Origin of the sequence: Paracoccus sp. SCSIO 75233 (assembly GCF_027912675.1) — a bacterium.
GTDB lineage: Bacteria > Pseudomonadota > Alphaproteobacteria > Rhodobacterales > Rhodobacteraceae > Paracoccus.
The window spans coordinates 877,417-903,516 of sequence record NZ_CP115757.1 but is presented as its reverse complement, the minus strand read 5'-3'; the positions used below and the strand labels follow the sequence as shown (position 1 = coordinate 903,516).

The 26,100-nt window shown below is 64.1% G+C and carries 24 protein-coding genes; 12 read left to right on the top strand and 12 right to left on the bottom strand.

Annotation, left to right across the window (positions count from 1 at the left end; translation table 11 throughout):
* The first annotated feature begins 16 nt into the window (after positions 1-16).
* The 3 genes from PAF12_RS04345 to PAF12_RS04335 all read left to right on the top strand — a co-directional run bounded on the left by PAF12_RS04345 (position 17) and on the right by PAF12_RS04335 (position 3,615).
* Complete coding sequence (locus PAF12_RS04345; protein ID WP_271108777.1) at positions 17-622, top strand: COG3650 family protein; 606 nt, start codon at positions 17-19, stop codon at positions 620-622.
* A gap of 150 nt (positions 623-772) precedes the next feature.
* Positions 773-2,908, top strand: a complete 2,136-nt coding sequence (locus tag PAF12_RS04340) for a YjbH domain-containing protein (protein WP_271108776.1) — start codon at positions 773-775, stop codon at positions 2,906-2,908.
* The gene (locus PAF12_RS04335) at positions 2,905-3,615 is read left to right on the top strand and encodes a YjbF family lipoprotein (protein ID WP_271108775.1); all 711 of its coding nucleotides are present in this window, start codon (positions 2,905-2,907) and stop codon (positions 3,613-3,615) included. The genes PAF12_RS04340 and PAF12_RS04335 overlap by 4 nt, the downstream gene beginning before the upstream one ends.
* Positions 3,616-3,802: 187 nt before the next feature.
* Here PAF12_RS04335 and PAF12_RS04330 read toward each other — a convergent pair whose 3' ends face one another.
* From PAF12_RS04330 to PAF12_RS04315, 4 genes are all read right to left on the bottom strand, one after another.
* On the bottom strand, positions 3,803-4,018 hold the full coding sequence (locus PAF12_RS04330) for a hypothetical protein (RefSeq protein WP_271108774.1): 216 nt from the start codon (positions 4,016-4,018) through the stop codon (positions 3,803-3,805).
* 190 nt (positions 4,019-4,208) lie between these two features.
* Entirely contained in the window at positions 4,209-4,997 is a 789-nt protein-coding gene (locus tag PAF12_RS04325; protein ID WP_271109644.1) for a metal ABC transporter permease, read from the bottom strand.
* Complete coding sequence (locus tag PAF12_RS04320) at positions 4,987-5,739, bottom strand: metal ABC transporter ATP-binding protein (protein WP_271108773.1); 753 nt, start codon at positions 5,737-5,739, stop codon at positions 4,987-4,989. Before PAF12_RS04320 ends, PAF12_RS04325 begins: the two co-directional genes overlap by 11 nt.
* Positions 5,739-6,215, bottom strand: a complete 477-nt coding sequence (locus tag PAF12_RS04315) for a Fur family transcriptional regulator (protein WP_271108772.1) — start codon at positions 6,213-6,215, stop codon at positions 5,739-5,741. Before PAF12_RS04315 ends, PAF12_RS04320 begins: the two co-directional genes overlap by 1 nt.
* A 77-nt stretch (positions 6,216-6,292) precedes the next feature.
* Here PAF12_RS04315 and PAF12_RS04310 point away from each other — a divergent pair, with 77 nt between their 5' ends.
* Entirely contained in the window at positions 6,293-7,228 is a 936-nt protein-coding gene (locus PAF12_RS04310; RefSeq protein ID WP_271108771.1) for a zinc ABC transporter substrate-binding protein, read from the top strand.
* A gap of 77 nt (positions 7,229-7,305) precedes the next feature.
* Positions 7,306-7,482, top strand: a complete 177-nt coding sequence (gene hemP, locus PAF12_RS04305; RefSeq protein ID WP_271108770.1) for a hemin uptake protein HemP — start codon at positions 7,306-7,308, stop codon at positions 7,480-7,482.
* A gap of 27 nt (positions 7,483-7,509) precedes the next feature.
* Here hemP and PAF12_RS04300 read toward each other — a convergent pair whose 3' ends face one another.
* Positions 7,510-9,309 (bottom strand): pseudouridine synthase, encoded by a 1,800-nt coding sequence (locus PAF12_RS04300; RefSeq protein WP_271108769.1) that lies wholly within the window; start codon positions 9,307-9,309, stop codon positions 7,510-7,512.
* Positions 9,310-9,426: 117 nt separating this feature from the next.
* Between PAF12_RS04300 and PAF12_RS04295 the strand changes: the two genes are divergently transcribed.
* Positions 9,427-9,879 carry a nucleoside deaminase gene (locus PAF12_RS04295; protein ID WP_271108768.1) on the top strand — a complete coding sequence of 151 codons (453 nt, stop codon included), beginning with the start codon at positions 9,427-9,429 and terminating at the stop codon, positions 9,877-9,879.
* 477 nt (positions 9,880-10,356) lie between these two features.
* Here the strand turns inward: PAF12_RS04295 and PAF12_RS04290 are convergent, their stop codons facing one another.
* The gene (locus PAF12_RS04290) at positions 10,357-12,546 is read right to left on the bottom strand and encodes a primosomal protein N' (protein ID WP_271108767.1); all 2,190 of its coding nucleotides are present in this window, start codon (positions 12,544-12,546) and stop codon (positions 10,357-10,359) included.
* A 122-nt stretch (positions 12,547-12,668) separates the two neighbouring features.
* Here PAF12_RS04290 and fsa point away from each other — a divergent pair, with 122 nt between their 5' ends.
* The 5 genes from fsa to PAF12_RS04265 all read left to right on the top strand — a co-directional run bounded on the left by fsa (position 12,669) and on the right by PAF12_RS04265 (position 17,374).
* Positions 12,669-13,325, top strand: coding sequence for a fructose-6-phosphate aldolase (gene fsa / locus PAF12_RS04285; RefSeq protein ID WP_271108766.1), 657 nt, complete (start codon positions 12,669-12,671; stop codon positions 13,323-13,325).
* On the top strand, positions 13,322-14,014 hold the full coding sequence (locus PAF12_RS04280; protein WP_271108765.1) for a DUF484 family protein: 693 nt from the start codon (positions 13,322-13,324) through the stop codon (positions 14,012-14,014). Before fsa ends, PAF12_RS04280 begins: the two co-directional genes overlap by 4 nt.
* Positions 14,011-14,940, top strand: coding sequence for a tyrosine recombinase XerC (locus tag PAF12_RS04275; protein WP_271108764.1), 930 nt, complete (start codon positions 14,011-14,013; stop codon positions 14,938-14,940). Before PAF12_RS04280 ends, PAF12_RS04275 begins: the two co-directional genes overlap by 4 nt.
* Positions 14,941-15,073: 133 nt before the next feature.
* Entirely contained in the window at positions 15,074-15,769 is a 696-nt protein-coding gene (locus PAF12_RS04270; protein ID WP_271108763.1) for a phosphatidylcholine/phosphatidylserine synthase, read from the top strand.
* Positions 15,770-15,901: 132 nt separating this feature from the next.
* Positions 15,902-17,374 carry an ABC transporter substrate-binding protein gene (locus PAF12_RS04265; RefSeq protein ID WP_271108762.1) on the top strand — a complete coding sequence of 491 codons (1,473 nt, stop codon included), beginning with the start codon at positions 15,902-15,904 and terminating at the stop codon, positions 17,372-17,374.
* 52 nt (positions 17,375-17,426) lie between these two features.
* Here PAF12_RS04265 and PAF12_RS04260 read toward each other — a convergent pair whose 3' ends face one another.
* From PAF12_RS04260 to uvrA, 4 genes are all read right to left on the bottom strand, one after another.
* Positions 17,427-18,350, bottom strand: a complete 924-nt coding sequence (locus tag PAF12_RS04260) for a lytic transglycosylase domain-containing protein (protein ID WP_271108761.1) — start codon at positions 18,348-18,350, stop codon at positions 17,427-17,429.
* Positions 18,351-18,455: 105 nt separating this feature from the next.
* Positions 18,456-19,277: a hypothetical protein gene (locus PAF12_RS04255; RefSeq protein ID WP_271108760.1), complete on the bottom strand. Its 822-nt coding sequence runs from the start codon at positions 19,275-19,277 to the stop codon at positions 18,456-18,458.
* 142 nt (positions 19,278-19,419) lie between these two features.
* Positions 19,420-20,196: a L,D-transpeptidase gene (locus PAF12_RS04250; protein ID WP_271108759.1), complete on the bottom strand. Its 777-nt coding sequence runs from the start codon at positions 20,194-20,196 to the stop codon at positions 19,420-19,422.
* Positions 20,197-20,372: 176 nt separating this feature from the next.
* Complete coding sequence (gene uvrA / locus PAF12_RS04245; RefSeq protein ID WP_271108758.1) at positions 20,373-23,261, bottom strand: excinuclease ABC subunit UvrA; 2,889 nt, start codon at positions 23,259-23,261, stop codon at positions 20,373-20,375.
* A gap of 98 nt (positions 23,262-23,359) precedes the next feature.
* Between uvrA and PAF12_RS04240 the strand changes: the two genes are divergently transcribed.
* Entirely contained in the window at positions 23,360-23,710 is a 351-nt protein-coding gene (locus PAF12_RS04240; protein ID WP_271108757.1) for a GFA family protein, read from the top strand.
* A 57-nt stretch (positions 23,711-23,767) separates the two neighbouring features.
* Here PAF12_RS04240 and lpdA read toward each other — a convergent pair whose 3' ends face one another.
* Entirely contained in the window at positions 23,768-25,159 is a 1,392-nt protein-coding gene (gene lpdA / locus PAF12_RS04235; protein ID WP_271108756.1) for a dihydrolipoyl dehydrogenase, read from the bottom strand.
* 39 nt (positions 25,160-25,198) lie between these two features.
* On the bottom strand, positions 25,199-25,771 hold the full coding sequence (locus PAF12_RS04230) for a DUF924 family protein (protein WP_271108755.1): 573 nt from the start codon (positions 25,769-25,771) through the stop codon (positions 25,199-25,201).
* Between the last annotated feature and the right edge of the window lie 329 nt (positions 25,772-26,100).

Sequence of the window (26,100 nt, the reverse complement as noted above, 5' to 3'; positions counted from 1 at the left end):
ACCGAAGGACAGAATCATGAAGTTCCGCCTTGCCATAGCGCTTCTGCCGCTCGCGCTCGCCGCCTGCGACGAACAGGCCATGCAGGATATTCGCCTGCCCTGGGACCGGCCGCTCGACGCAACGCCGGCGACCGGCGACGCGGCGGCAGCTGCTGAAGCCGCCCCTGCCGCCGATGCCCCGCTGGTGGCGCCCGCCGTTGCGCCCACGGATGTCCCGATCGAGGCCGAGGGCACACGCACCCGCGTCGCGACGGCGGAGTCGGAGACGTTGAACACGATGGCCTTTACCGCCCGCGGGAACGAGCCTTTCTGGCGCGTCGACATCGCCAATGGCGTTGCCCAGTACAAGACGCCGGAAAACCAGTCCGGGCGGAATATCCCGGTCAATCGGATCGTCTACCGCTATGGCGTCGAATATATCGGCGTGCTGAACGGTCAGCCCTTCAGCGTGAAGATCAATTCCAGCGATTGCGCCGACACCATGTCGGGCGAGCGTTTCCCGATGACGGCAAGCCTGCGCGCCGGCTCCACCCGTGTGAATGGTTGCGCCGGACCGGCGGAACCGGCGGCAAGCGCCAGCGACACCGTATCATCCGAACAGCGGCCACCGTCGCGGGGATGATGACAATATGGGCGGGCAGATGCCCCGCCCATGTCCCGAACCGGAGCATTCTCAACGGCGACCAGCAGTTTCCGCAGACAAAAATCAATCTGCCCTTTTCTCAGTCGTAGTGCATTACAGTCGTCAAAACCTATCGCAGAGGAAACATCCATGCGCAGCCATCTCCGCCCGCTGCTTATGACCTCCACAGCGCTGCTGACCGCTTCGGTCACGGCACTGGGTGGGGCGTCGCAGTCGCAGGGCCAGACACTCAACAGCTACGGCATGCCCGGCGCAATCGACACACCGATCGCAGCCCCCCTGCCCGAGGCCGAACTCGTCGGCACGATCAGCTACAGCGATTACGGTCGCCGCCTGACCATGAGCTTTCAGCCGGTCCCCCGCCTGACCACGACCCTGCGCTATTCCAAGATCGAGGGGATCGACACCAAGCGCGACGCGCTGAAGGACCGCAGCTTCGATCTGCAATACCAGCTTCTGAACGAAGCTCAGGGCTGGCAACCCGCCCTGGCCGTGGGCCTGCGCGACTTCATGGGAACCGGGGTTTATTCCAGCGAATATATCGTCGCCACCAAATCCCTGTCGCCGCGACTGCGTGTGACGGGCGGCGTCGGCTGGGGCCGGCTGGCAGGTGCATGGCGGCGCACCGACTACACCGACGAGGGCGGCAAGCCGAACGTCGATGACTGGTTTACCGGCGACGCCAAACCCTTCGCCTCGGTCGAGTGGCAGGCGACGGATAACCTTTCGCTCCTGGCCGAATATTCGCATGACGACTATCAGCCGGAGGTCGAGGGCGGCGGCGCGGATGCACCGGACGCGAAATGGAATCTCGGCGTCAATTACAAGATCGGCGATGTCTATCAGGTCGGGGCCTATACCGTCGGCGGAGAGGTCTTCGGCATTCGCGGCTCGGTGGCGCTGAACGCACGGGAATCGCAATTCCCCTCCGGGCTTGAACCGGCACCGGCACCCGTCCGCCCGCGGCCCGCGCCGTCGGCCGATCCTGACGGCTGGTCGGGCGCATGGACCGCCGATGCGACCGCGCGGCCGGTGATCCAGAACGCACTCAGCAAGGCGCTCGCCAATGAGGGGCAGACGCTGGAATCCCTTGCGCTGTCCGCCAACCGGGCCGAGGTTCGGATCCGCAATGGCCGTTACAATCTCCAGCCCGAGGCGATTGGCCGCACCGCTCGGCTGATGACCCGTGCCCTGCCCCCTTCGGTCGAAACCTTCGTCATAACATCGATCGAATCCGGCATGCCGGCATCGTCGGTCGTGTTGCAGCGCTCCGACATCGAGCGTCTGGAAAACACCGCCGCTGCCCGGATCGCGCAGGAAGCACAAATCCTGAACGCCGATCCCCGCCCCGGCGATCTGGTCATGACCGAGGGGCTGTATCCGAAATTCTCCTGGAGCCTGCGGCCCTTCGCCAGCCTTGGGCTTTGGGATCCCGACGAGTCCTGGCGCTACGAACTCGGTGCCGAAGCCAAGGCGCGTTATGAAATCCGTCCGGGTCTGGTCCTGTCGGGATCGCTGCGCCAACGCCTCGTCGGTTCCGCCGATCAGGAGGCACCGGATGAGCTTACCCCGGCGGAATATCTCGCCGATGGCAGCGACACCAACGAAGCGGGCGTGCCGCGCGTCCGCTCTGACGGGCGCATGTATTCCGGCAACAGCGACCCGTTTATCCCGGAACTGACGCTGGCCTGGTACGCCAAGCCGACGCCGACCACCTATAGCCGGGTCACGGTCGGCCTGATCGAACGCGCCTATGGCGGCATCTCGGCAGAGGCGCTGTGGAAGCCGGTCGATAGCCGGCTCGCACTCGGCGTCGAGGTCAACCGCGTCCGCAAGCGCGATTTCGACCAGCTCTTCAAGTTCCGCGACTATGAGGTCACCACGGGCCATGTCTCCGCCTATTACGACTTCGGCGGCGGCGTTTGGGGACAGCTCGACGCGGGCAAATATCTCGCCGGAGATGTCGGCGCGACGGTCACGCTGCATCGCGAGTTCGAGAATGGCTGGCGCATCGGTGCCTATGCCACCAAGACCGATCTCAGCGAGGAAGAATTCGGCGAGGGCTCCTTCGACAAGGGCGTCCTGATCTCGATCCCGTTGAACTGGGCCACCGGCACGCCATCGACGAAAACGGTCAAGGCCGATATCCGCTCGCTTTCACGCGACGGCGGGGCGCGGCTGCGCGTGGACGGACGGCTGTATAACGCGGTCCGCGACAGCCACACTGGAGAACTTTACGACGGATGGGGGAAATTCTGGCGATGACTCGCGTAATCAAGACCGGGCTGGCGCTTGCTGCCGCTGCATTGGCACTGACCGCCTGCGGCTCGCCGGATCAGGAGGCGGATAACACCGTCCTCGGACAACTCCGCCAGACAGCGGCCCCGGCCCTGTCGCGGGTGACAGGTGGCGGCGATGGCGGCCAACAGGCAGCCGCCGCCCCCCGCACGGCCGAGGAGATGGCCGCCCGCGCGCTCGCCGCGAACCCGGCGCCGCTGATCCTGGTCAATCTGGAAAGCACCGGCGCCACACAGGTGATGGCGATGGTGGGCGAAAACAACGGGATGCGCACCTATATGACGCCGAACGAGCAGGCGTTGATCATGCGCAACGGTATGCTGATCGGCACCAAGGGGCTGGGCAATGACCTCTCCGTCGCCGAGGCGGGGAATTCCGCCGCCCTGATCCGCTCCCGCCGTTCGGGCAACGCCAGCCGCACCAATCGCTATATCGGCGGGGACTCGGTCGAGCGCCCGCTGCCGATGAGCTGTACGGTCGCTTCGGGCGAAACCAAAAGCTTCGCTTTCGCCGGGCGCAACTGGTCGGCCACGCAGATGGTTGAAAGCTGTGAGGCGGGCGGCGTGTCGGTGCAGAACAGCTATCTGGTGTCACCGTCGGGTCAGATCCCGGTGTCGCGCCAGTGGATCAGCCCGGATCTGGGGTATGCCACGATCCAGACCATCCGTCCCTGACAGGGTCGCAATCACAGGAATGACAAGGGCGCCCGTCGTAAGACCGGCGCCCTTTGTATTTTATCATGACCGTATCGCGAAAACGGATCGGGCCGGCAGCACATCCTTGCCAAGAAAGAAGGACCGCCAAAAGGAAAAGGGCTGACCAATGGCCAGCCCTTCGCAATCAAGTCCTTTCGGACAGCGATTACGAGTCGTCGTCGTCGTCCGAAGCGACAGCGGCGATAACGCCGAGCAGCAGCAGGGCCGGGACAACCAGGCCAGCGTTCGAGGAAGCCGGCTCAGCGGCGTCAACGACAACCGGCTCGACTTCAACAACGGGTTCAACATAGCCGCCGGCCAGAGCCGAAGAAGCGGTGAGGCCCAGGGCCGCAGCGAAGGTAGCAAATTTGGTCATGATCATGCTCCGTTTGGTCTTGTGAAAGCTGCCGTTCAAAGCAGCATCGCAGCGACAGTCTCACAATACGCAGTGGTTTGAAAGCAGGATTAATCCTAATGAAGCGCGGCTTTGTGTGAACTGTTGCATATTTCACAACATAATGCGCATTGCCCCGCGATTACCGGCCCCGTCCCGCCATTGCCCTATATCAAGGCTAGGCAGAAACCCGCCGCAGGCCCAGCATACACAGGAAAATAACTGCGGAGGACGCGATGATCGACGGGCCTGCCGGGGTATCGGCCAACAGGCTCGCAACCAGTCCTGACGCTACGGAAACCGCGCCGATCAGCGTCGCAATCACAGCCATGTGTTCCGGATTGCGTGCAATCGGCCGCGCGCTGGCCGCCGGAATCACCATCAGCGCCGACACCAGAAGCGCCCCAACCACTCGAATCGCGATTGCCACGGTCACCGCCATCGCAAGCGTCAGGATCAGCCTTTCCCGCGCCGGAGAGATGCCCGAGGCCATCGCCAGTTCCTCATTCACCGTGGCCGTCACCATCCCCTGCCAGCGCCAGATCAGCAGCGCCAAAACCAGCAGCGCGCCGGTCCAGACCCAGACCAGATCGCCGCGCTGCACCATCAGAATATCACCGAACAGCCAGATATTCAGATCGCTGCGCAGCCCCGGCACGAAGCTCGCAGCCACCAGCCCGAAAGCCAGCGCCCCATGCGCCAGCACCCCAAGCGCCGTATCAACCGCCTCGCCCCGCCCGGCCAGATGGGCGACAAACCAACCCATGGCCAAGGCGACGGCCAGCGTCCCGACATAGACCGGGGCCGATACCGCAATGCTCAGCGCGACACCGAGGATCGCGGCATGGGCCGTCGCATCCCCGAAATAGGCCATCCGCCGCCAGACCACGAAACAGCCCAGCGGTCCCGCTGCCAGCACGACGCCCAGCCCGGCCAGCAGGGCGCGGATCATGAAATCATCCAGCATGGTCATGCGCCTCGCCGTGGATATGACCGTGATCGTGGTCGTGGTGATGACGGTAAAGCGCCAGCGTCTGCGCCGAATCCGCGCCGAATAACGCCTGATATTCTGGTGCCTCGCTGACCGCCTGCGGGGTGCCGTGGCAGCAGACATGCCCGTTCAGGCAGATGACATGGTCCGAGGCCCGCATCACCACTAGCAAATCGTGGCTGACCATCAGAACCGCCGCCCCGGTCTCGCGCCGGATGTCTTCGATCAACTGATAGAAGGCGACGATCCCCGGCTGATCCAGCCCCTGCGTCGGCTCGTCCAGAACCAGCAATTCGGGCGTATGCAGCAGCGCCCGCGACAGCAGGACGCGCTGGAACTGCCCGCCCGACAGCCGGGTGATCTGGCGGTTCTGCAACCCGTCCACCCCGGTCCGCGCCAGCGCCGCCGAGGCCTCCGCATCGCTGACCCGGCGCGGCAATGACATGAAGCGCCGCACCCGCATCGGGATGCGATCATCGACATGAACCCGCTGCGGGACATAGCCGATACGCAGCCCCGGCTTGCGCATCACCTCCCCCGCCTCGGTCGCGACATGGCCCAGAACGGCGCGCACCAGCGTCGATTTGCCGGACCCGTTCGGGCCGACCACGGTGACGATCTCACCGGGGGAAATCTGAAAATCCACATTCTGAAGGATCGGCACATCCGCGCCCGGATGACGGACGGTCAGCCCGCGCGCCGTAATCAAAGCCGCCATCATCCCGCCTCCGCACAGGCGCTGCACAGCCCGAGCGCCTCGAAAGTTGCACGCTCCAGCCGGAACCCTGAGGGCGCGGCCTGCTGCGCCATGCTCTCGCGCAGCGCCGCTGCATCCAGCTCCGCCACACTCTGGCATTCGCGGCAGATCAGAAAGGCCGGGGGCGCACCCGCGTCATGATGCGCCTGACAGGCGGTAAAGGCGTTCAGCCGCTGCACCCGATGCGCCAGCCCGTGTTCCACAAGGAACTCAAGCGCGCGATAGGCGACCGGCGGCTGCTTGCCCAACCCCTCCGCCGCAAGCCGCTCCAGCACCTCATATGCGCCAAGCGCCCGATGGCCCTCGAGCAATATCTCCAGAACCCGACGGCGCACCGGCGTCAGACGCAGCCCTTGCGCCGCCGCCAATTCATCGGCGCGGGCCAGCGCCTGACCGGCGCATTCGCTGTGATCGTGGCGTTCGAATGCTTTTTCCATGTTATGATATAACATTCCTCTTGACCTGTTATGTTATTACATACAGTTTCCCGCGAGTTTCACAAGGAAGACCTCACATGCACCTCACCCGCCCCGTTCTCGCCGGTTTCTTCACCCTCAGCCTGACGGCATCACCCGTCGCAGCAGAGCCGCCGCAGATCCTCGCCGACATGCCCGTCACCGCATCGCTCATCCAGCAGGTGCTGGGCGATCTGGGCACGGTTGAATTGCTGCTCGACGAAGGCAGCGATCCCCATGATTTCCAGCTTCGGCCCTCACAGGCCCGGGCGCTTGACGATGCGGATCTGCTGATCTGGGTCGGCCCGGAGCTGACACCGTGGCTGACCCGTGCGGCGGAACAGCGTGACCCGGCAAGCAGCCTGTCGCTGCTGCACCTTCCCGGCACGCATCTGCGCTCATTCGAGGACGATGACGCAGATGATCACGATCACGATCATGCAGAAGACCACCACGATCACAGCCATGACGGCACCGATCCCCATGCGTGGCTGGACCCGGAAAACGGCGCCTACTGGCTCAACGCCATAGCGGACAGGCTCGCAACCGCCGATCCGCAGAATGCCGAAACCTACAGCGCCAACGCCGCCAGCGCCATTTCCGCACTGGAGACGGACATCACCGCCATTCGCGACACACTGACCCCGGCCCGCGACAAGCCGATTGTCGTGCTTCATGACGCCTATGGCTATTTCACCGAGAGCTTTGATCTGCCCGACGCCATCGCCGTCTCGCTGGGCGACGCCACATCCCCGTCCGCCGCGCGGCTGCGCGACGTTCAGGCCGAGATCGCAGCCTCGGACGCCCTCTGCGCATTCCCGGAGGTCAACCAGCCACCGCGCATGATCGAATCGGCGATTGAGGGGACCGGGCTTGCCGTCGGTGCGCCGCTATCGCCCTCGGGCCTCGGCCTCCCGGCAGGAAAAGACCTTTATAACAATGTCCTGACAGAAATCGGACGGGCGATTTCCGCCTGTATCAGCGCGGAAAATTAATTTCCAACAAAAATACTTTGACATCGGACGCAGGGTCACGCAGTTTAGCGTCGACAGGTACTTAGAAAGGAAACGCGATGACTGCGACCCGCCCAGCCGAGTTCGACCGCGCCGGTATCACCCCGGTGAATAATCTGCCCGTCCACGAAGCTATTGAGCTGACAAAGGGCGGCAATCAGGCCCTGATCGCATTGAACGATCAGGTTTATAACCTGCGCATCACCCGTGCCGGTAAGCTGATCCTGACCAAGTAAGCCACCCGCCATTCCTGCGGGCTGAGATCAGTCTTTCGGCCTGCGGGGCCCTTTCGGGCCAGTCCCGCCCGGTCGCCCGCCGCCCGGGCGCGCGAATCCGCCGCCGGGCTTGCCGGTCCCTCCGGGCTTACCGGAACGCGGCCGGTCGCCGGGCTTGCCGCCGCGCTTCGGTCCCGGACCGCTGGACTTGAACCCATCACGATCCCGGAAACTGCGCGGCCCATTGCCCGCACCCTCGCCGCGGGGTCTGTCACTGCGCGGACCGTCCCCACGGGGCCCGTCACCACGCGGGCGGTCGCCGCGCTTGCCGAAGGGCTTGTCGCCGCGAGGCCCATCACCACGCGGTCCATTGCTGCGCGGTCCATCACCCCGAGGACGCTCGCCGCGCTTTTCAAACGGTTTATCACTGCGCGAGCGGAACGGCCTATCGCCCCGATCAGCCCCGTCCCGCGCCGGTTGCGCATCGGGTTTGCGTTTCATGCGCGGTTTGCGGCCCTCGGGCTTTCCGCCCTCGAAACGCCGCCCCTCGCCACGCTCGCCATCCTCGGCGCGACGGCCATAGGGTTTGCGCTCGCCGCGCGCATCGCCACCCGCCTCGTCCCGGCGACCGTAAGGCCTGCGCTCACCGTCATCGCGACGGCCAAAACCGCGACCCTCGCCATCGCCGCGGCGCGCGAAAGGTTTCCGCCCGCCGTCATCATCCCGCCGGAACGGCTTCCGCTCGCCGCGCGCATCGCCGCCCGCCTCGTCACGGCGACCGTAGGGCTTGCGCTCGCCGTCATCGCGACGGCCAAAACCACGGCCCTCGCCATCGCCACGGCGCGCGAAAGGCTTCCGCCCGCCTTCATCATCACGCCGGAACGGTTTCCGGTCGCCGCGCGCCTCACGCGGGCCGCCATCCCGGCCCGTATCGTCGCCACGGCGTCCGCCGAATTTGCGCGGCCCGCCCTCGCGGCGTTCATCGTCACGACGACCGCCCCGCCGGTCATCACCACGCCGGTCATCGCCACGCCTGCCGCGCTCGTCATCATCAGCACCGCGCGCGCGGAATGGCCGTTCCTTTTCCTCCATCTCGCCGGTCAGCAAACCACCCAGCTGATCCTTCAGCACCCGGCGTTTGACCTCACGAACCTCGTTCTCCTCCATCCCGGTCAGCTTGAACGGACCGTAACCGATGCGGATCAGCCGGTTCACCTGCAACCCGACATGGGCCATCGCCCGCCGGATCTCCCGGTTGCGGCCTTCGCGGATGCCGACCGTCAGCCACGCATTCGCGCCCTGCTGGCTGTCCAGCTTGATTTCCATCGGGGCGAATTCCTCGCCCTCGATGGTCACACCACGGCGCAGCGGATCGAAGGTCAGATCGTTCGGCTGACCGTTCACCCGCACCCGGTAGCGGCGCAGCCAGCCGGTTTCCGGCAATTCCAGCCGCCGCTTCAACTCACCATCATTGGTCAGCAGCAGCAGCCCCTCGGAGGTCAGGTCGAGCCGCCCGACGCTCATCACCCGTGGCAAATCGCGCGGCAGCGCATCGAAAACCGTCTGCCGCCCCTTCTCGTCACTCTCGGATGTGACCAGCCCGACCGGCTTGTAATAGAGCCAGAGCCGCGTCTCCTGCGGGTCCTCCAGCTTCTTGCCATCAACGGTAATCCTGTCCGACGGCAGCACGTCAAGCGCCGGGCTGTCGATTTTCTGCCCGTTCACGGTCACGCGACCCTCGACGATCATGCGCTCCGCCTCACGGCGCGAGGCCACGCCTGCACGCGCAATCACCTTGGCGATGCGGTCAGCTTCTGCGGGTTTTTCGGGATTCGGGGTGTCGGTCATGGCGATTCTCCTGTGGCGCATCTCTGCGGCAAAAAACGCTGTCTAATCGCAACCGGCGGCAAAGGAAAGAACTTCCGCACCGCTTGCCAGAAATGCCGTGCCGCGCGACAAGAGGATATGACCGCCTTCACCTCACATATGCCGCTCGCACTGGAAGAAGCCCGCGCCGCCGCCAAGCGGGGCGAGGTGCCCGTGGGCGCTGTGATCACAAACCCCGAGGGCCGCATCGTCGCCCGCGCCGGCAACCGCACGCGTGAGTTGCACGACCCGACCGCCCATGCCGAGATCCTCGCCATCCGCGACGCCTGCGCCCTGCTGGGCAGCGAGCGCCTGCCGGGCCATCGCCTCTGGGTCACGCTGGAGCCCTGCCCGATGTGCGCCGCCGCCATCTCAGCCGCGCGGATCGAGGTGCTGTATTTCGGCGCAGATGATCCCCGCATGGGCGGGGTACGGCATGGGGCGAAGGTGTTCGACCACCCCCAATGCCATCACCGGCCAGAGATCCATGACGGCATTGCCGCTGCGGAAAGCAGCGCGATATTGCGCGAGTTTTTTGCTGAGAGGCGCTAACACCGCTTAACAATGGGCCAAGTGCTTCGCTGTGAGCGCGAAAAGCCAATCCCTCCGGTTTCCCTCAAACAGATCAACACAGGGTAGCGCCCGACCGCGGGCGGGCGTATCCAGCAGTCCACGCAAAGCGCTTTATCCCTCAGCCCCGCTGAACAACCGCACGGCACGGACCGGCAAAGAAGCGCCCGCCCCTGGGGCGGTCGGGCGCTGCCCGGCGGCGCTGCGCGCCTTGATTCCGGGCGTGTCGCAGCGGCCAACATGCGAAGCCTGCACGCCGCCACATCGCCCCAAAAGCCTAACACAGGGCAGCGTCTGGCCGTCGGGTGGACGTTGCGGCCTTCGAGCGTTGCGCTTTATCCCGCATCCCCGCTGAACAACCGTCCAGCACGGATCGGCACAAAAGCGTCCGCCCGAGGGGGCGGCCGGACGCTGCCCGGCGGGGCTACGCCCCTTGATTCCGGGCCGGGATAACGCCTCTCAAAGAAAACTCTGCGGATCAATATCCACCGACAGCCGCATATTCACCGGCAGCTTCACCGGCCCCAGCCAGTCGGAGATCGCCCGTTGTAGCGCCGCCTGACGTGGCGCGCGGATCAGCATCCGCACCCGGTGCCGTCCCCGGATGCGCGCGATCGGCGCGGGCGCAGGCCCCCACAGCTCCGCGCCCGCCTCCCGGATCGGCGCGGCGCGGCCCGCCAGATGCCGCGCGAATTCCGTCACCACACCCGCCTCCGGATGCGACAGGATGATCCCGGCCAGCCGCCCGAAAGGCGGCATGCCAGCCTGCTGGCGCATCGCCGCCTCGGCATCCCAGAAACCTTCGTCATCCCCGGCCAGAATTGCCCGGATCACCGGATGATCCGGCTGATGGGTCTGAAGCAGCGCCAGACCCGGCCGCGCCCCCGCCACGCGCCCCGCACGTCCCGCCACCTGCCGCATCAGCTGAAACGACCGCTCGGCAGCGCGCAGATCCGCGCCCTGCAACCCCAGATCGGCATCGATCACCCCGACCAGAGTCAGACGCGGGAAATTATGCCCCTTCGCCACCAATTGCGTGCCGATGATGATGTCGGTGTCACCCCCGGCAATTTCGGCAATCGTCTCCTTCAGCGCGCGGGCTGAGCCGAACAGATCCGATGACAGCACCGTCGCCTTGGCATCGGGAAACCGCGCCGCAACCTCCTCCGCCAGCCGTTCGACCCCGGGCCCGACAGGGGCGAGCTTGCCCTCCGCCCCGCAGGACGGGCATTCAACCGGAATAGGCCGCGATTCCCCGCATTGGTGACAGACCAGCCGGTTCTGAAACCGATGCTCCACCATCCGCGCATCGCATTGCTGACAGCCGATCTGCTCGCCACAGGCGCGGCACACCGTCACCGGCGCGTAGCCCCGGCGGTTCAGGAACAGCAGCGACTGTTCGCCGCGCGCCCGCCGTGCCTCGACCGCGCTTGCCAGCGTCGGAGAGATCCACTGACCGCCCGGCATATCCTCCGCCCGCAGATCGACAGTCGCCATCTCCGGCAACTCCGCCTCGCCATAACGCGCGCGCAGATCCAGCCGGTGGTATTTCCCCGACGCCGCATTCACCCAGCTTTCGAGGCTGGGCGTGGCCGAGGCCAGCACCACCTGCGCCGAGGCCACGGCCCCGCGAAGCACCGCCATATCGCGGGCTGAATAATAAACCGTATCTTCCTGTTTATACGATGAATCATGCTCCTCATCGACCACGATCAGCCCCAGATCGCGAAACGGCAGGAACAGGGCCGAGCGCGCGCCGACCACCAGCGAAACCTCACCCTGCCCGGCCATATGCCACAGCCGCCGCCGCTCCGTCCGGCTGATCCCGGAATGCCATTCGCCGGGGCGCGCACCGAACCGCGCCTCCACCCGGTCGAGGAACTCCGCCGACAGCGCAATCTCCGGCAGCAGCACGAGCGCCTGCCGCCCGGCACGCAGACAGGCCGCGACCGCCTCCAGATAAACCTCGGTCTTGCCGGAACCGGTCACCCCCCGCAGCAGCGTCGTCCCATAGCTGCCAGTGCCGACCGCGACGCTGAGCGCCGCTGCCGCTGCCGCCTGATCGGGGGCGAGCAGCTTGCCCGGCAGATCGGGGTCAAGCCGTGGATAGGGCGTATCGCGTGGTGCCGTCACCTCGACCAGCGTTCCCGCCGCCACCAGCCCCTTGACCACGCCCGCACCGACCCCGGCCAGCTGCGCCAGCTCCCCCGGTGCAAACCCCGCCCCGCCGTGATCGTCCAGCACCCGCAGGACAGCCGACCGCGCCTCCGTCATCCGCGACGGCTCCGGCCCGGCACGATGGATGATCTTGCGCTCGGCGGGCGGCTTGCCCAGATCCGGGGCGCGCATCGCCATGCGCAGCATCGCGGGCATCGGCGTCAGCGTATACTCCGCCGCCCGCGTCAGAAACTCCCGCAACTCAGCCGACAGCGGCGCCGCATCGACCGCGCGCACGACCGGGCGCAGCCTGGCCAGATCGAACGACCCTTCGCCCGGCCCCCAGACCACACCCATGACCCGGCGCGGACCCAGCGGACAGATCACCACCTGCCCCTCGGTCACCCCGCCATCGGGTGCCAGATAGTCAAGCAGACCGACCGGCTCCGTCGTCATGACCCCGATGCGCTGGCCCTGTTCGTAAAACCCCAAATCCTGCCCTCTCGCGAAGTCCCGCAGACTTGGCCCGTCCGGGCGCGAAAAACAAGCGCCGACACCTTCCTGTGCGGGACAGATTGCGCTATCACTCGGCCAACGCAAATCTGGAGAGCACCATGAAATTCTTTGTTGATACCGCCGATGTCGATGCGATCCGCGAACTGAACGATCTGGGCATGGTCGATGGCGTGACCACCAACCCGTCGCTGATCCTCAAATCCGGCCGCGACATTACCGAGGTCACCCGCGAGATCTGCGAGATGGTCGATGGCCCCGTCTCTGCCGAAGTCGTGGCCGAAAAAGCCGACGACATGATCCGCGAAGGCAAGATCCTTGCCGAGATCGCACCGAACATCGCCATCAAGGTTCCGCTGACCTGGGACGGGCTGCGGGCCTGCCGCGCCTTCGCCGATGACGGCCATATGGTCAACGTGACGCTCTGCTTCTCTCCGGCGCAGGCGATCCTGGCCGCGAAAGCCGGTGCGACCTTCATCAGCCCGTTCATCGGTCGTCTGGACGACATCCATCTGGACGGGATGGAGCTGATCGCCGATATCCGCGAAATCTACGACAATTACGGGTATGAGACGCAGATCCTCGGCGCCTCCATCCGCTCCGTGAACCATATTGTCGAGGCAGGCCGGATCGGTGCCGATGTCATCACCGCCCCGCCCGCGGTCATCAAGTCGATGGCAAACCATCCGCTGACCGATAAGGGTCTGGCGCAGTTCAATGCCGATTGGGCGAAAACCGGCCAGAAGATCGGGCAATGACGGAAACCGGCCTCAGCCCGGAACAGCGTCAGGCCCTGCTGGACGATCCCAGTGCGATCCTGATGGACCGCGATCTGATGCGCGCCATTGTCGGCGCGCATGAGGACGGCGTCGGCGCGAATGTCATCGACATTCGCGGCCGCGCCATGACGGCGCTTGAGGCGCGGCTGGACCGTCTGGAAGCGGCGCATGAAAACGTCATCGCCGCTGCCTATGAAAACCAGTCGGGGATGAACACCATTCATCGCGCCGTGCTGTCACTGCTTCAGCCGGTCAGCTTTGACGATTTCCTCGACAATATGCAGGCCGATCTGGCCGATATACTGCGCGTCGACACGCTGGTGCTGGTCATGGAAACCGCGACCAAGGAAGGCGCGCCGGAGCTTGGCGGGCCGTTGACGATGGTGCCGGAAGGCACGGTCAGCCGCGCCATCGCCGCAGGCCGCCGCGGCCAGCAATCGGGCGAGGTGATCCTGCGCCGCGCCACCCAGATCTGTTCCGGCCTGCACGGGGCAGAGGTGGCCTCCGAAGCCCTGATCCCGATCGATCTCGGCCCGACCCGGATGCCCGCACTGCTGCTGATGGGCTCTGCCGAGCCGGGGCGGTTTTCCGCCGCGCATGGCACCGATCTGCTGCGCTTCTTCGGGCAAAGCTTCCGGCTGGTCCTGCTTCGCTGGCTGGAGGAATGAGCCAGCCGCTCGCGCTTGCCCCCGCGATGGCGGATGCGCTGGCGCTCTGGCTGGAGGTGGAGGCGGGCACCCGCGACCGCTCGCCCCACACAATCACCGCCTATCGCGACGACACGATTGCCTTTCTGTCCTTCCTCGGCGGCTATAACGGCCAGCCTGCGACGCCGAAATCGCTGGCCGCGCTGAAACAACCGGATATGCGCGCATTCGCCGCAGCCGAGCGGGCGCGCGGCCTGTCGGCCCGGTCGCTGGCCCGCAGGCTGTCCGCCGTGCGCAGCTTCCTGCGCTGGATCTCGGATCGGGAGGGATATGACCTCTCCGCCGCGCTCTCGGCCCGCAGCCCGAAATATCAGCGCTCCCTGCCCCGCCCGCTTGCGCGGGATCAGGCGCGGGACCTGCTGGACTACGCCGGCACCCATCACCCCGAACCCTGGATCGCCGCCCGCGATGCCGCCGTGCTGACCCTGCTTTACGGCTGTGGCCTGCGCATATCGGAGGCGCTGTCGCTTCAGGGGCGTGACTGGCCGCTTGGCGAGGCGCTGAGGATCACCGGCAAGGGCGGGCGCGAGCGTATGGTCCCGGTCCTGCCCGTCACGCGGGAAGCCATCGCCGAATATCTGCGCCTCTGCCCGTGGCCATCCGAACCCGACGCCCCGCTGTTTCGCGGCAAGCGCGGCGGCCCGCTGCGTGCCGGGGTGTTTGAAAAGGCGATGGTCCAGATGCGACAGGCGCTCGGCCTGCCGCCAAGCGCCACCCCCCACGCCATGCGCCACAGCTTCGCCACACATCTGCTGTCGGCGGGCGGCGATCTGCGCAGCATTCAGGAACTGCTCGGCCATGCCAGCCTTGCGACCACGCAGGTCTATACCGGGGTCGACGACGCGCATCTGATGGAAGTCTACCGCAAGGCCCATCCCCGGAAGTGACCCTGCCCCTGCGGCAGCGACCCGCAGAGTTATCCACAGCCTGCCTGTGTACATCCGGTGTACAGGCTGTGTACGCCCTGTGTACGGTCTGTGCGTGCTTGCACAGGCCGGGCGCTGATGCGAAAACCCCGGCATGGAAATTCGCTTCAAGGCCCTTTTCGTCCACCTGCTGACCGCCAGCGGTGCCGTATTTTCAATGCTCGCCATGCTCGCCGCCGTCGAGGATCGCTGGTCGCTGATGTTTTTCTGGCTGATCGTCGCGCTTGTCGTCGACGGCATCGACGGCCCCCTTGCAAGGCGCTATCGGGTGAAGGAAAACTGGCCGAACTATGACGGCGTTCTTATGGACCTGATCATAGATTTCCTGACCTATGTTTTCATTCCGGCATTCGCCCTGTTCAAATCCGACCTGCTGCCCGGCTGGACGGGATGGTTTGCGATCATCGTCATCACCTATGGCTCGATCCTGTATTTCTCCGACACGCGGATGAAGACGCTCGACAACTCATTCGCCGGATTTCCCGCCTGCTGGAATATGGTCGTGCTGGTCCTCTTTGCGCTGAAGCCGAATTTCTGGGTCATTCTGGCGATTGTCTCGGTGCTGACCGTCGCCATGTTCACCAATGTCAAATTCATCCACCCGGTCAGGACCGAACGCTGGCGGGCGATCTCCCTGCCGATGGCGGCAGCTTGGGTGTTTTTCAGCGTCTGGGCCATAGCGGTCAATTTCCATCCGGCAAGCTGGGCGAATTGGGGGCTGGTCATAAGCAGCCTGTGGTTGCTTCTGGCGGGCCCTGCCCAGCAGCTGACCGAAAGAAACAGCCGCTAGTTATGCCCCCGCACGGACGCCCCGCCCCCGGCACCCGCCAAGGTAAGTCGCGTCAAACTTGAGGAATAACCTTGATCGCCGGGGATTTCCGACCATTATCGGCCCGGTCAACTTTACCGTCCGGGGGGAAATATGAACCGCTACTGGAAAACCACGACCGCAGCCCTGGCGCTGCTCGCCTCGCCTGCGCTTGCCGCCGAAGACACGATCACCCTCGGCATGGTCCTCGAACCACCCAGCCTCGACCCGACCGGCAACGCCGCCGCCGCCATTGACGAGATCGTTTATGCCAATGTTTTCCAAGGCCTGACGCGTTTCGGCCCGGATGGTGCGATCCTGCCTGCGCTGGCCGAAAGCTGGGAAACGGAGGAGGACGGCAAGGTTTACGTCTTCAAGCTGCGGCAGGACGTGACCTATCACGACGGCGCGGAATTCGGGGCCGATGATGTGGTCTTCTCGCTCGACCGGGCACGGGCTGAGGATTCGACCAACCCGCAGAAAACCCTGTTCGCAGGTATCGAATCCGTCGAAGCCGTCGACCCGCTGACCGTGCGCGTCACGCTGAGCTCGCCGGACGGGATGTTCCCGTTCAAGATGGCCGCGGGCGATGCGATCATTCTCGACGAAGCCTCCGCCGCCGACGCCGCCACCAACCCGGTCGGCACCGGCCCGTTCCGCTTTGCCAACTGGCGGCAGGGCGATTCGATTTCGCTGGAGGCGTTCGATGGCTATTGGGGCGAAAAACCGGCCCTGACCTCCGCCACGTTCCGCTTCATCGGCGATCCGACCGCCGCCTTTGCCTCGCTGATGGCGGGGGATGTCGACGCCTTCCCGATCTACCCGGCCCCGGAAACGCTGGCCCAGATCGAGGCCGATCCGCGTTTCAATGTCATCGTCGGCACGACCGAGGGCGAGACGATCCTGACCATGAACAAGGCCTCAGCGCCGCTCGACAACGTGCAGGTGCGCGAGGCGATTGCCCATGCGATCAACCGGCAGGAGCTGATCGACGGGGCCATGTTCGGCTACGGCACCCCGATCGGCACGCATTTCGCGCCGCATCACCCGGATTATGTCGATCTGACGGAGCAATCCGCCTATGACCCGGAGCGGTCGCGGGAGTTGCTGGAGGAAGCCGGGATCAGCGACCTGACGCTGCGCCTCGCCCTGCCACCGACGCCCTATGCCCGCCGTGGCGGCGAATTGCTGGCAGCCCAGCTTCGCGAAGTCGGGATCGAGACCGAGGCGACGAATATGGAGTGGGCGCAATGGCTGGAGACCGTGTTCACCGGCAAAGATTACGACCTGACCATCATCAGCCATGTCGAGCCGATGGATATCGGGATTTACGCGCGCGATGACTATTATTTCAACTACAGCAATGACGAGATGAAAGAGGTCATGGCGGAGGTCAATCTGACCACAGATGACGCCGAGCGTTCCGAGTTGCTGAAGCGCGCACAGCGGATCATCGCTGATGATTTCTCGAACGGCTACCTGTTCCAGCTTGCCAAGACCGGCGTCGCGGATGCCCGGATCGAGGGGCTGTGGGAGAACGCGCCGACGCCCGCGAATGACCTGTCGGAGGTCCGCTGGACCGAGTGATCTGATTGCACCGGGCGTGGAGGGGGATGCGTCCCGCCACGCCCGGTTGCGTTCAGTTTCGCAGGACGATGCAGTTGATCCCGACCGTGCGTGCCTTTTGGCAGAAGCGGTTCGCCTCACCACGCGAGTTCCAGCCGACCTGTGCGGTATAGACCCGACGACCGCTGAGCGGACGGCGGACATAGCCGACCTGTTTGCCGCCGAGGATCGGGCCCAAGGCACGATTGAGCCGGTTGATCTTGCCCTGCACCCCGTTGCGGGTCGGATGCGAGGCGAGGATCACGCCCCACGGCAGAACCGGCGCGCCCCGCCCGGTGGTTCCGAATTCGCGCAATTCGCGGTTGCCAGCCAGCCGCGTGCAAGCCTCAAGGAACGGCGCATCGCCATCCAGCCGCAAGTCCAGCTTGTCGTCACCCGGCGGGTCTTCGCGCCAGCGCCAGGCGTTGAACCCGGTGATCGCCTCGACATAATCCTGCGTTTCATAGGGCAAGGTTCCGCCCGATTGCAGGAAATTCGCGGCACGGGTCTCCCCACCATTATAGGCAACCGCAGCCAGCCCGATGGAGCCATAAACGTCGCGCAGGTGGCGCAGATATCGGGCGGAAACCTGTATGGCTTCGGCGGGGTTGAACGGGTCGTGCAGCCCAACGATCTGCGCGGTGCTGGGGATGAACTGGGCGATACCCTCGGCTCCGGCGGGGGAAATCGCGCTCGGCTCAAACCGGCTTTCCTTCCACAGCAGGCGGGCGAAGAAATTCTTGTCCAGCCCCTCGCGCGTCGCCGCCCGCTCGATGGAGCGGCAGACATCGGCCACATAGCTCTGGCGATAGATGCAGTAAAGCCCGTCCGACGTACAGCGCCAGTCGTCGCTTTGCCCGGTCGGCGCAAGCCCGTAGACCGCGTCGACAGCCGGACGCGCAGATGCCGAATTCGCGGCCAGAAGTGCCGCCGCAATCATAGTGAGAAATCTGCGCATCCGCCCGCACCAGTCTGCCATCACGCCCCAAACCGAATAGCAAATCGGAGGGGCGGACGGAACCGCCAATAGGCGCATTCGGCGGGTTCAGGCCCGCCGGAACGATCAATGCAGTTCGGCTTCGGCCTTGCGCGCCTGACGCGCCACCTTGCGGGCCTTGCGCCGTGCCTTGAGGGCTTTCTCCTCAGCTTTCTCGGCCTCTTTCCGCAGCTTCTTGCCGCCTTTCTTTTCGGCCCGCTGCGCCGCTTTTTCAGCTCTCAGCAGCGCCTTTTCAGCCTTCTCCGCCCGCTCCGCCGCTTTCTGCGACAATTTCTGGACGCGGGCTGTGGCCGGATCGACCGGATTCGGCGGAACCTGCGACACTATGGCAGCCTCAGCGGCAACGCCGTTATCCGGGGCGGGATCGGCAGGCTTGGCCTGTGCCGCTTCGGAGGGCTGGCCGGGCTGGGTGTCCTCATCTGGTGTCGACGGTATTTCCGCGAACACCACCAGCGGGCCATCGCCGAGCCGGATCGGGCCGGGCTTCGCAGCCTCGCCCGAATCGGGTTTACCGGCCGCCTTTGGTTTCGTGGCAGGTTTATCGCCCTGAGTCGCTTCCGGAGCTGGCTGTTTGTCCGCAGTGTTCTTTCGCTGGCGGCGCTCGGCCGTGGCGCGGCGCAGTGCGGCGTTCAGGTATTTTTCCCTGCTGTCCTTGCCTGCGTCCTCCGCTGCGGATGCCGCTTCGGGCTGGGCATCCTCACCCTGCGCAACAGTCGCCTGTTCATTGCCACGCGCCCGTGCCTTTTCCCGTGCCGCACGCAGCCGGTCGATGAGCCTGGATAGTCCTGAGTTCTGTAACATTCCCAATCGCGGCTGACGCGCCTCCGTCACCAGATCCAATTCCTCGCCCGAAAGGGCATGGCGTTCTTCCTTTGAAAAATTGGGCATGATTAACCTCTGTAATTCTTGTGCATTATATTAAACAAAACTGACATGTATGAAAAGTTTCTTTTTAAAACAACATTTTAGCACGACAAACCCCGGCAAAGCGCCGGGGTTAATGACGTTGCAACTGTAGGTCCGGCTTAAATCAGCCCGCGACAGCGCTTTCGACCGGGCTGACCGCTGTGCCGTCGACCGTGGTGGTCTGGGTCTGGTTGACCGGGATCGCGTAACCTTCGGGCGATTCCGAAACCGGGCCTTCATAGCGGACGCTTTCCGCTTCGGAGCGGACATGGACGAGCGTGCCGTTCGGGACGCGGTTGAACAGATCCATGATGTCCTGGTTGAACATGCGGATACAGCCAGCCGAGGTCGCCTTGCCGATGGAGGACGGGTCCATCGTGCCGTGGATGCGGTAATAGGTGTCACGACCGCCACGATACAGATACAGCGCGCGCGAGCCCAGCGGGTTGTCCAGACCACCGGCGACACCGCCACGCAGCGGGCCGTAGAGTTCCGGCTGTTCGGAGACCATGTTGGCGGTCGGCGTCCAGCTTGGCCACGCCACCTTGCGCTGGATCGTCGCATCGCCGGTCAGGGTCTTGCCGGCCTTGCCGACCGCCACACCGTAACGCTCTGCCATGCCGCCCTGCTGAACGTAGTAGAGCAGGCGCGCATAGGGGTCGACAACGATGGTGCCGGGGCCTTCGGGACCGTTATAGGGGACATTTGTCCGCATCGTCCGCTCGTTCAGATAGGCGGATTTGACGGCGGTGATGTCGACGGGCTCCCCGTTCGGGCCGGTATCGGTCCGGCCTTCGTAATAGGACGGCACGAATTTCGACGGCGCGGAAACCACGGTTTCGGTCGGGGTACAGGCCGCAACGCCGAGCAGGGCAGCGAGCGCGATTGGAATGATGCGCATCATGAGTTCCTTCCTTTGCGCCGCGGGAGCAGCCCGGCGACGAACGAGATCAGAGAGGGCGTTTGGTGACGCCATATATTAACGGGCTATCGCCCTGTGACGGGGTCAAAAGCAAGTTAACCGCCTGCGAGTTCCCGAATATGTGAAGAATTTTCGTAGTTTGCAGCCTATGCGTGTCACTTTTGCCGCACTCGCTTTCGGGATGTGCGTTCCGGCAGCATCGGGGCCAGATAACGCCCGGTATGGCTTTCCTGAACCAGCGCCACATCCTCCGGCGTGCCGGTCGCCACGATCCGTCCGCCGCCATCGCCGCCTTCGGGGCCGATATCGATGATCCAGTCGGCGGTTTTTATCACGTCAAGATTGTGTTCGATCACCACGACCGTATTGCCCTGCTCGACGAGGTGATGCAGCACTTCCAGCAGCTTGCGCACATCCTCGAAATGCAGCCCGGTCGTCGGTTCATCAAGGATATACAATGTCTTGCCGGTCGACGCACGGCTGAGTTCCTTGGCCAGCTTGACCCGCTGCGCCTCGCCGCCCGACAGCGTCGTCGCCTGCTGACCAACCTTCACATAGCCCAGACCGACCTGCATCAGCGCATCCATCTTGCGCCGGATAGAGGGCACCGCCTTGAAGAATTCCTGCGCCTCTTCGATGGTCATCGCCAGCACATCGGCGATGGATTTGCCCTTGAACAGCACCTCCAGCGTTTCGCGATTATAGCGCTTGCCGTGGCAGGTTTCGCATTCGACGTAGACATCGGGCAGGAAATGCATCTCGATCTTGATGACGCCGTCGCCCTGACAGGCCTCGCAGCGCCCGCCCTTGACGTTGAAGCTGAACCGGCCGGGTTTATAGCCACGCGCTTTAGACTCCGGCAGGTTGGCGAACCAGTCGCGGATATGGTCATAAGCGCCGGTATAGGTGGCCGGGTTCGACCGGGGTGTCCGCCCAATGGGGCGTTGGTCGATGTCGATGACCTTGTCGAGGTTTTCCAGCCCCTTGATCGTCTCACAAGGAGCCGGTGCCTGCCGCGCGCCGTTCAGCCGTTGCGAGGCGGTCTTGAACAGGGTTTCAATCGTCAGCGTGGACTTGCCGCCGCCTGAGACGCCGGTGACGCAGACGAATTTGCCGAGCGGGAACTCGGCTGTGACGTTCTTGAGGTTGTTGCCGGTCGCGCCGACCACGGTGACGGATTTGCCGGTGCCGTCGCGGCGTTCCTGCGGGACGGCGATTTCGCGGATCCCGGCCAGATATTGCCCGGTCAGGCTGGCGCTGTCGGCGGCGATTTCCTCTGGCGTTCCCTTGGCGACGACCCCCCCGCCATGCACACCCGCACCCGGCCCCATGTCGAAGACGTAATCAGCGTTGCGGATCGCGTCCTCGTCATGTTCGACCACGATCACCGAATTACCCTGATCCCGCAGCCCTTTCAGCGTGGTAATCAGCCGGTCATTGTCCCGCTGATGCAGGCCGATGGAGGGCTCGTCCAGCACATAGAGCACCCCGGTCAACCCGGACCCGATCTGGCTCGCCAGCCGGATCCGCTGGCTTTCACCACCCGACAGCGTGCCCGCCGCACGGCTGAGCGTCAGGTAATCCAGCCCGACATTGACCAGAAAGCCCAAACGCTCGCGGATCTCCTTCAGGATCGCGGCGGCGATTTCGTTTTTCTGCTTGCCCAGATGGTTCGGCGCATCGGTGATCCAGTCAAGCGCCTCGTGGATGGATTTCTCCACCACCTGCCCGACATGGTGATCGGCGATCTTGACCGACAGCGCCTCGGGCCGCAGGCGATAGCCCTGACAGGCGGCGCAGTGACGGTTGTTCTGATACCTCTCCATCTCCTCGCGGACCCAGTTGCTGTCGCTCTCGCGCAGGCGGCGCTGCATATTGGGGATGACGCCTTCGAACTGACGCGTCACCTCGTAGATGCGGCCGGCATCGTCGAAGCGGAATTTGATCTCCTCCTTGCCGGAGCCATAGAGGAACAGCTTGCGGATATTATCCGGCAGGTCGCGCCACGGGGTTTTCTTGTCGAAGCCGTAATGCTTGGCGAGCGCGTTGATGGTCTGGGTCAGATAGGCGGATTTCGACTTGGCCCAGGGCGCAATCGCCCCGCCCGCAATCGACAACGCCTGATCCGGCACGACGAGATGTTCGTCGAAGAACAGCTCCACCCCCAGCCCGTCACATTCCGGGCAGGCACCCATTGGGGCGTTGAAGGAAAACAGCCGCGGTTCGATCTCCGGCAGGGTGAAGCCGCTGACCGGGCAAGCGAAATTCTCGCTGAAGGTGATGCGTTCGGGTTCGCCCCCGCTCTCCTCATCCCCGGACCCGCCCGGAGCGGTTTCCAGAATGGCGATGCCGCTGGCCAGATCGAGCGCGGTGCGCAGTGAATCCGCCAGCCGCGTCTCCATCCCCTTACGCACGACAAGGCGGTCGACGACCACGTCGATATTGTGACGATATTTCTTGTCCAGCTCTGGCGGGGTGTCGATTTCGTAGAACTCGCCATCGACCTTGACCCGCTGGAAGCCCTGTTTGCGAAGCTCCAGAAACTCCTTCTTATATTCCCCCTTCCGGTCGCGCACGATCGGGGCCAGAAGGTAGCCCCGCGTCCCCTCCTCCATCGCCATGATGCGGTCCACCATGTCCTGCACCTGCTGCGCCTCGATGGGCAGGCCGGTGGCGGGGCTGTAAGGGGTGCCGACGCGGGCAAAAAGCAGGCGCAGATAATCGTAGATCTCCGTCACCGTGCCGACGGTGGAACGCGGGTTTTTGCTGGTCGTCTTCTGCTCGATGGAGATCGCCGGGCTTAGGCCGCTGATATGGTCCACATCCGGCTTGCCCGCCATGTCGAGGAACTGCCGCGCATAGGCCGAAAGGCTTTCGACATAGCGCCGCTGCCCTTCGGCATAGATCGTGTCGAAGGCCAGCGAGGATTTCCCCGACCCCGACAGCCCTGTGATGACCACAAGCTGATCGCGTGGAATATCCATATCCACGTCTTTAAGGTTGTGCTCGCGCGCGCCGCGAATTTCGATGAACTTCTGTTCCATGGACATGTCCCGCCGTTCTGGCCCCAGCCGCATCAGATAATCATGGCGTCGGAAAGCACAAGCTGTTAGAACATTAGCAGAACAAGCGGGAGAGTAAAATGGCTGTTCAGCATTATTCAGGAAGCTGCCAATGCGGCGCCATCGCGTTCGAGGTGGATGCCGATCTGGATCAGATAAATGCGTGCAATTGTTCACGCTGTCGCAGGCTTGGCTGGGTACTGACCTTCGTGCCCGAATCGGCGGTGAAGATAATCAAGGACGGGCCGACGACCGAATATCTGTTCAATAGCGAGAATATTTCGCATCGCTTCTGCCCGACCTGCGGGATCGAACCCTATGCGAAGGGCGAACAGGGCGACAACATGATCTATGCGATCAACGTCAACTGCCTTGACGGGGTCGATTCGCGCGCCCTTTCACCGAATCTGGTGGACGGGGCAAGCAAATAACGTCAAAGGGCGGCCGGAAAACCCGCCGCCCTTTTTTGGCTCTGACGCAAACGCGCCTCAGAAATGGATGGCGCGTCCGTAGGCGTCCAGAACCGATTCGTGCATCATCTCCGACAATGTCGGGTGCGCGAAGATGGTTTCCATCAGTTCCGCCTCTGTCGTTTCCAGCGTCTTGCCGACGACATAGCCCTGAATGAGCTCCGTCACCTCGGCCCCGACCATATGCGCGCCCAGAAGCTCGCCCGTCTTGGCATCGAACACGGTCTTGATCATGCCCTCGGGTTCGCCCAGTGCGATGGCCTTGCCGTTGCCGATGAAGGGGAAGCGACCGACCTTGATGTCGTAGCCCGCCTCCTTCGCCTTGGCTTCCGTCAGCCCGACAGAGGCGACCTGCGGGTTGCAATAAGTGCAGCCGGGGATGGAGTTCGGCTTGATCGCGTGGACTTTCTGCCCCGCCACCAGTTCCGCCACCATCACGCCTTCATGGCTGGCCTTATGCGCAAGCCACGGTGCGCCGGCCACATCGCCAATCGCATACAGCCCGTCAACACCGGTGCGGCAATATTCATCGGTCACGACATGGGTGCGGTCGATCTTCACACCCAGCTTTTCAAGGCCGAGATTTTCGACATTGCCGACAATCCCCACGGCAGAGATCACCGTGTCGAATTCCATCTTCTCGGTCTTGCCGCCGGTTTCGATGTCGGCAATGACCTTGTCTGCCTTGCGGTCCAGCGACTTGACCGTCGCCTTCTCCATGATCTTCATGCCCTGTTTTTCGAACTGCTTCTTGGCGAGTTTGCTGATTTCGGCATCCTCGACCGGCAGAACGCGGTCCATCACCTCGACCACGGTGGTATCCGCGCCGAGCGTGTTGAAGAAGCTAGCAAATTCGATCCCGATGGCACCCGAGCCGATCACCAGCAGTTTTTTCGGCATATGCGGCGGCTTGAGCGCATGTTTGTAGTTCCAGACCCGCTTGCCATCCGGCTCCAGCCCCGGCAGTTCCCGCGCCCGTGCGCCAGTAGCCAGAACGATATTCTTCGCGGTCAGCTCCTCGCTGCCCTTGTCGGTTTTCACCGATACCTTGCCGGGGGCGGGAATATTCGCCTCCCCCATGATGACGGTGACCTTGTTCTTCTTCAGCAGATGTCCGACGCCATTCGACAATTGCTTGGCGACACCGCGGGAGCGGTCGACAACCTTGTCGATGTCGTAGCCCAGCTTTTCGGCAGACAGGCCGAAATCCTTCGCCCGCTCCATCAGATGATATACCTCGGCAGAGCGCAGCAGCGCCTTGGTCGGGATACAGCCCCAGTTGAGGCATATCCCGCCGAGATGTTCGCGTTCGACGCAGGCGACCTTCAGGCCCAGTTGCGCGCCACGGATCGCCGCGACATAGCCGCCCGGCCCTGCCCCGATCACGATCAAGTCGAAATTCTGCGCCATAAGCACCTCCTCGGCAAATATAGTTCAGCGTTAAACCAATTATTCAGGGTCAGCAAGCGACAGGCTGCCCTTGACCATCGCCGCATAGCCGCCTTGCGCCAGAAACTCCGCCTCCTGCTCGGTCGTCTCGCGCCCAACGACCGCGTTTCGCCACGGGAAGCGGCCGAATCTGCGGATCACGTCGCGATGCATCTTCGCGTGGCGGATATTGTCGCCGGGCTGTCGTTCTTCGAACAGCGCCACTGCACGGTTCTGATCGCTCATTTCCTCGGAATGCATGAACGGCATGTAGAAGAACTGCCGCGCCGGCCCATCCGTCTGCATATCGAACCCGGCGGAAATCGCATCATCCGCCACCTGCCGCGCCAGCTTGTCGGTTGCGAAGCTGCGCGGATCGTCGCGGAACATATTGCGGGGCAGTTGATCGGTCAGGATCAGTGTCGCAAGCGCGCCCTCGGCCGTGCCGGACCATTCACCGGCAAGCGCCTCTGCACGTTCCCAGGGCTCAAGAAACCTGTCGCGACATTGCGCGTCGAGCGCGTCGGTCGCGTTATACCAGCCCTTCTCGCCGACCTCGTCCAACCAGAAACTGTTTACCTCTTGCGGCGTCATGGCAGCACCTCCTGTGAGCGCCTGCATGGTTGCAGCGCCCGGGACAGACCGCAAGCGGGTTTTGCGTCGGGATCAGCGCAGCGTGCCGGGGCCCGATGGGCCGTGACCAGGTTCGTCGCTTGTCGCGGCGTCGTCACCCTCCGAGGCGGAGATGGGCGCCTGTTCGCCGCCGGCCTCCGCGCCGTCGTCCTGATCGCTGATGCCATAATCCTCGGGCGCGATCAGCTCGTCCTCATCTACGGCATCCGGCGTTTCATCGCCGAGCGTCATGTCACCTGAGTCCAGTGCCGCATCATCAGTCGCCGGAATATCTTCGCTGCCAGCCTCTT

Bases quoted from the DNA above. Each gene is read 5' to 3' on its own strand.
- PAF12_RS04345 (WP_271108777.1), top strand. From the start codon at position 17: ATGAAGTTCCGCCTTGCCATAGCGCTTCTGCCGCTCGCGCTCGCCGCC.
- PAF12_RS04340 (WP_271108776.1), top strand. From the start codon at position 773: ATGCGCAGCCATCTCCGCCCGCTGCTTATGACCTCCACAGCGCTGCTG.
- PAF12_RS04335 (WP_271108775.1), top strand. From the start codon at position 2,905: ATGACTCGCGTAATCAAGACCGGGCTGGCGCTTGCTGCCGCTGCATTG.
- PAF12_RS04330 (WP_271108774.1), bottom strand. From the start codon at position 4,018: ATGATCATGACCAAATTTGCTACCTTCGCTGCGGCCCTGGGCCTCACC.
- PAF12_RS04325 (WP_271109644.1), bottom strand. From the start codon at position 4,997: ATGCTGGATGATTTCATGATCCGCGCCCTGCTGGCCGGGCTGGGCGTC.
- PAF12_RS04320 (WP_271108773.1), bottom strand. From the start codon at position 5,739: ATGGCGGCTTTGATTACGGCGCGCGGGCTGACCGTCCGTCATCCGGGC.
- PAF12_RS04315 (WP_271108772.1), bottom strand. From the start codon at position 6,215: ATGGAAAAAGCATTCGAACGCCACGATCACAGCGAATGCGCCGGTCAG.
- PAF12_RS04310 (WP_271108771.1), top strand. From the start codon at position 6,293: ATGCACCTCACCCGCCCCGTTCTCGCCGGTTTCTTCACCCTCAGCCTG.
- hemP (WP_271108770.1), top strand. From the start codon at position 7,306: ATGACTGCGACCCGCCCAGCCGAGTTCGACCGCGCCGGTATCACCCCG.
- PAF12_RS04300 (WP_271108769.1), bottom strand. From the start codon at position 9,309: ATGACCGACACCCCGAATCCCGAAAAACCCGCAGAAGCTGACCGCATC.
- PAF12_RS04295 (WP_271108768.1), top strand. From the start codon at position 9,427: ATGACCGCCTTCACCTCACATATGCCGCTCGCACTGGAAGAAGCCCGC.
- fsa (WP_271108766.1), top strand. From the start codon at position 12,669: ATGAAATTCTTTGTTGATACCGCCGATGTCGATGCGATCCGCGAACTG.
- PAF12_RS04280 (WP_271108765.1), top strand. From the start codon at position 13,322: ATGACGGAAACCGGCCTCAGCCCGGAACAGCGTCAGGCCCTGCTGGAC.
- PAF12_RS04275 (WP_271108764.1), top strand. From the start codon at position 14,011: ATGAGCCAGCCGCTCGCGCTTGCCCCCGCGATGGCGGATGCGCTGGCG.
- PAF12_RS04270 (WP_271108763.1), top strand. From the start codon at position 15,074: ATGGAAATTCGCTTCAAGGCCCTTTTCGTCCACCTGCTGACCGCCAGC.
- PAF12_RS04265 (WP_271108762.1), top strand. From the start codon at position 15,902: ATGAACCGCTACTGGAAAACCACGACCGCAGCCCTGGCGCTGCTCGCC.
- PAF12_RS04260 (WP_271108761.1), bottom strand. From the start codon at position 18,350: ATGCGCAGATTTCTCACTATGATTGCGGCGGCACTTCTGGCCGCGAAT.
- PAF12_RS04255 (WP_271108760.1), bottom strand. From the start codon at position 19,277: ATGCCCAATTTTTCAAAGGAAGAACGCCATGCCCTTTCGGGCGAGGAA.
- PAF12_RS04250 (WP_271108759.1), bottom strand. From the start codon at position 20,196: ATGCGCATCATTCCAATCGCGCTCGCTGCCCTGCTCGGCGTTGCGGCC.
- uvrA (WP_271108758.1), bottom strand. From the start codon at position 23,261: ATGGAACAGAAGTTCATCGAAATTCGCGGCGCGCGCGAGCACAACCTT.
- PAF12_RS04240 (WP_271108757.1), top strand. From the start codon at position 23,360: ATGGCTGTTCAGCATTATTCAGGAAGCTGCCAATGCGGCGCCATCGCG.
- lpdA (WP_271108756.1), bottom strand. From the start codon at position 25,159: ATGGCGCAGAATTTCGACTTGATCGTGATCGGGGCAGGGCCGGGCGGC.
- PAF12_RS04230 (WP_271108755.1), bottom strand. From the start codon at position 25,771: ATGACGCCGCAAGAGGTAAACAGTTTCTGGTTGGACGAGGTCGGCGAG.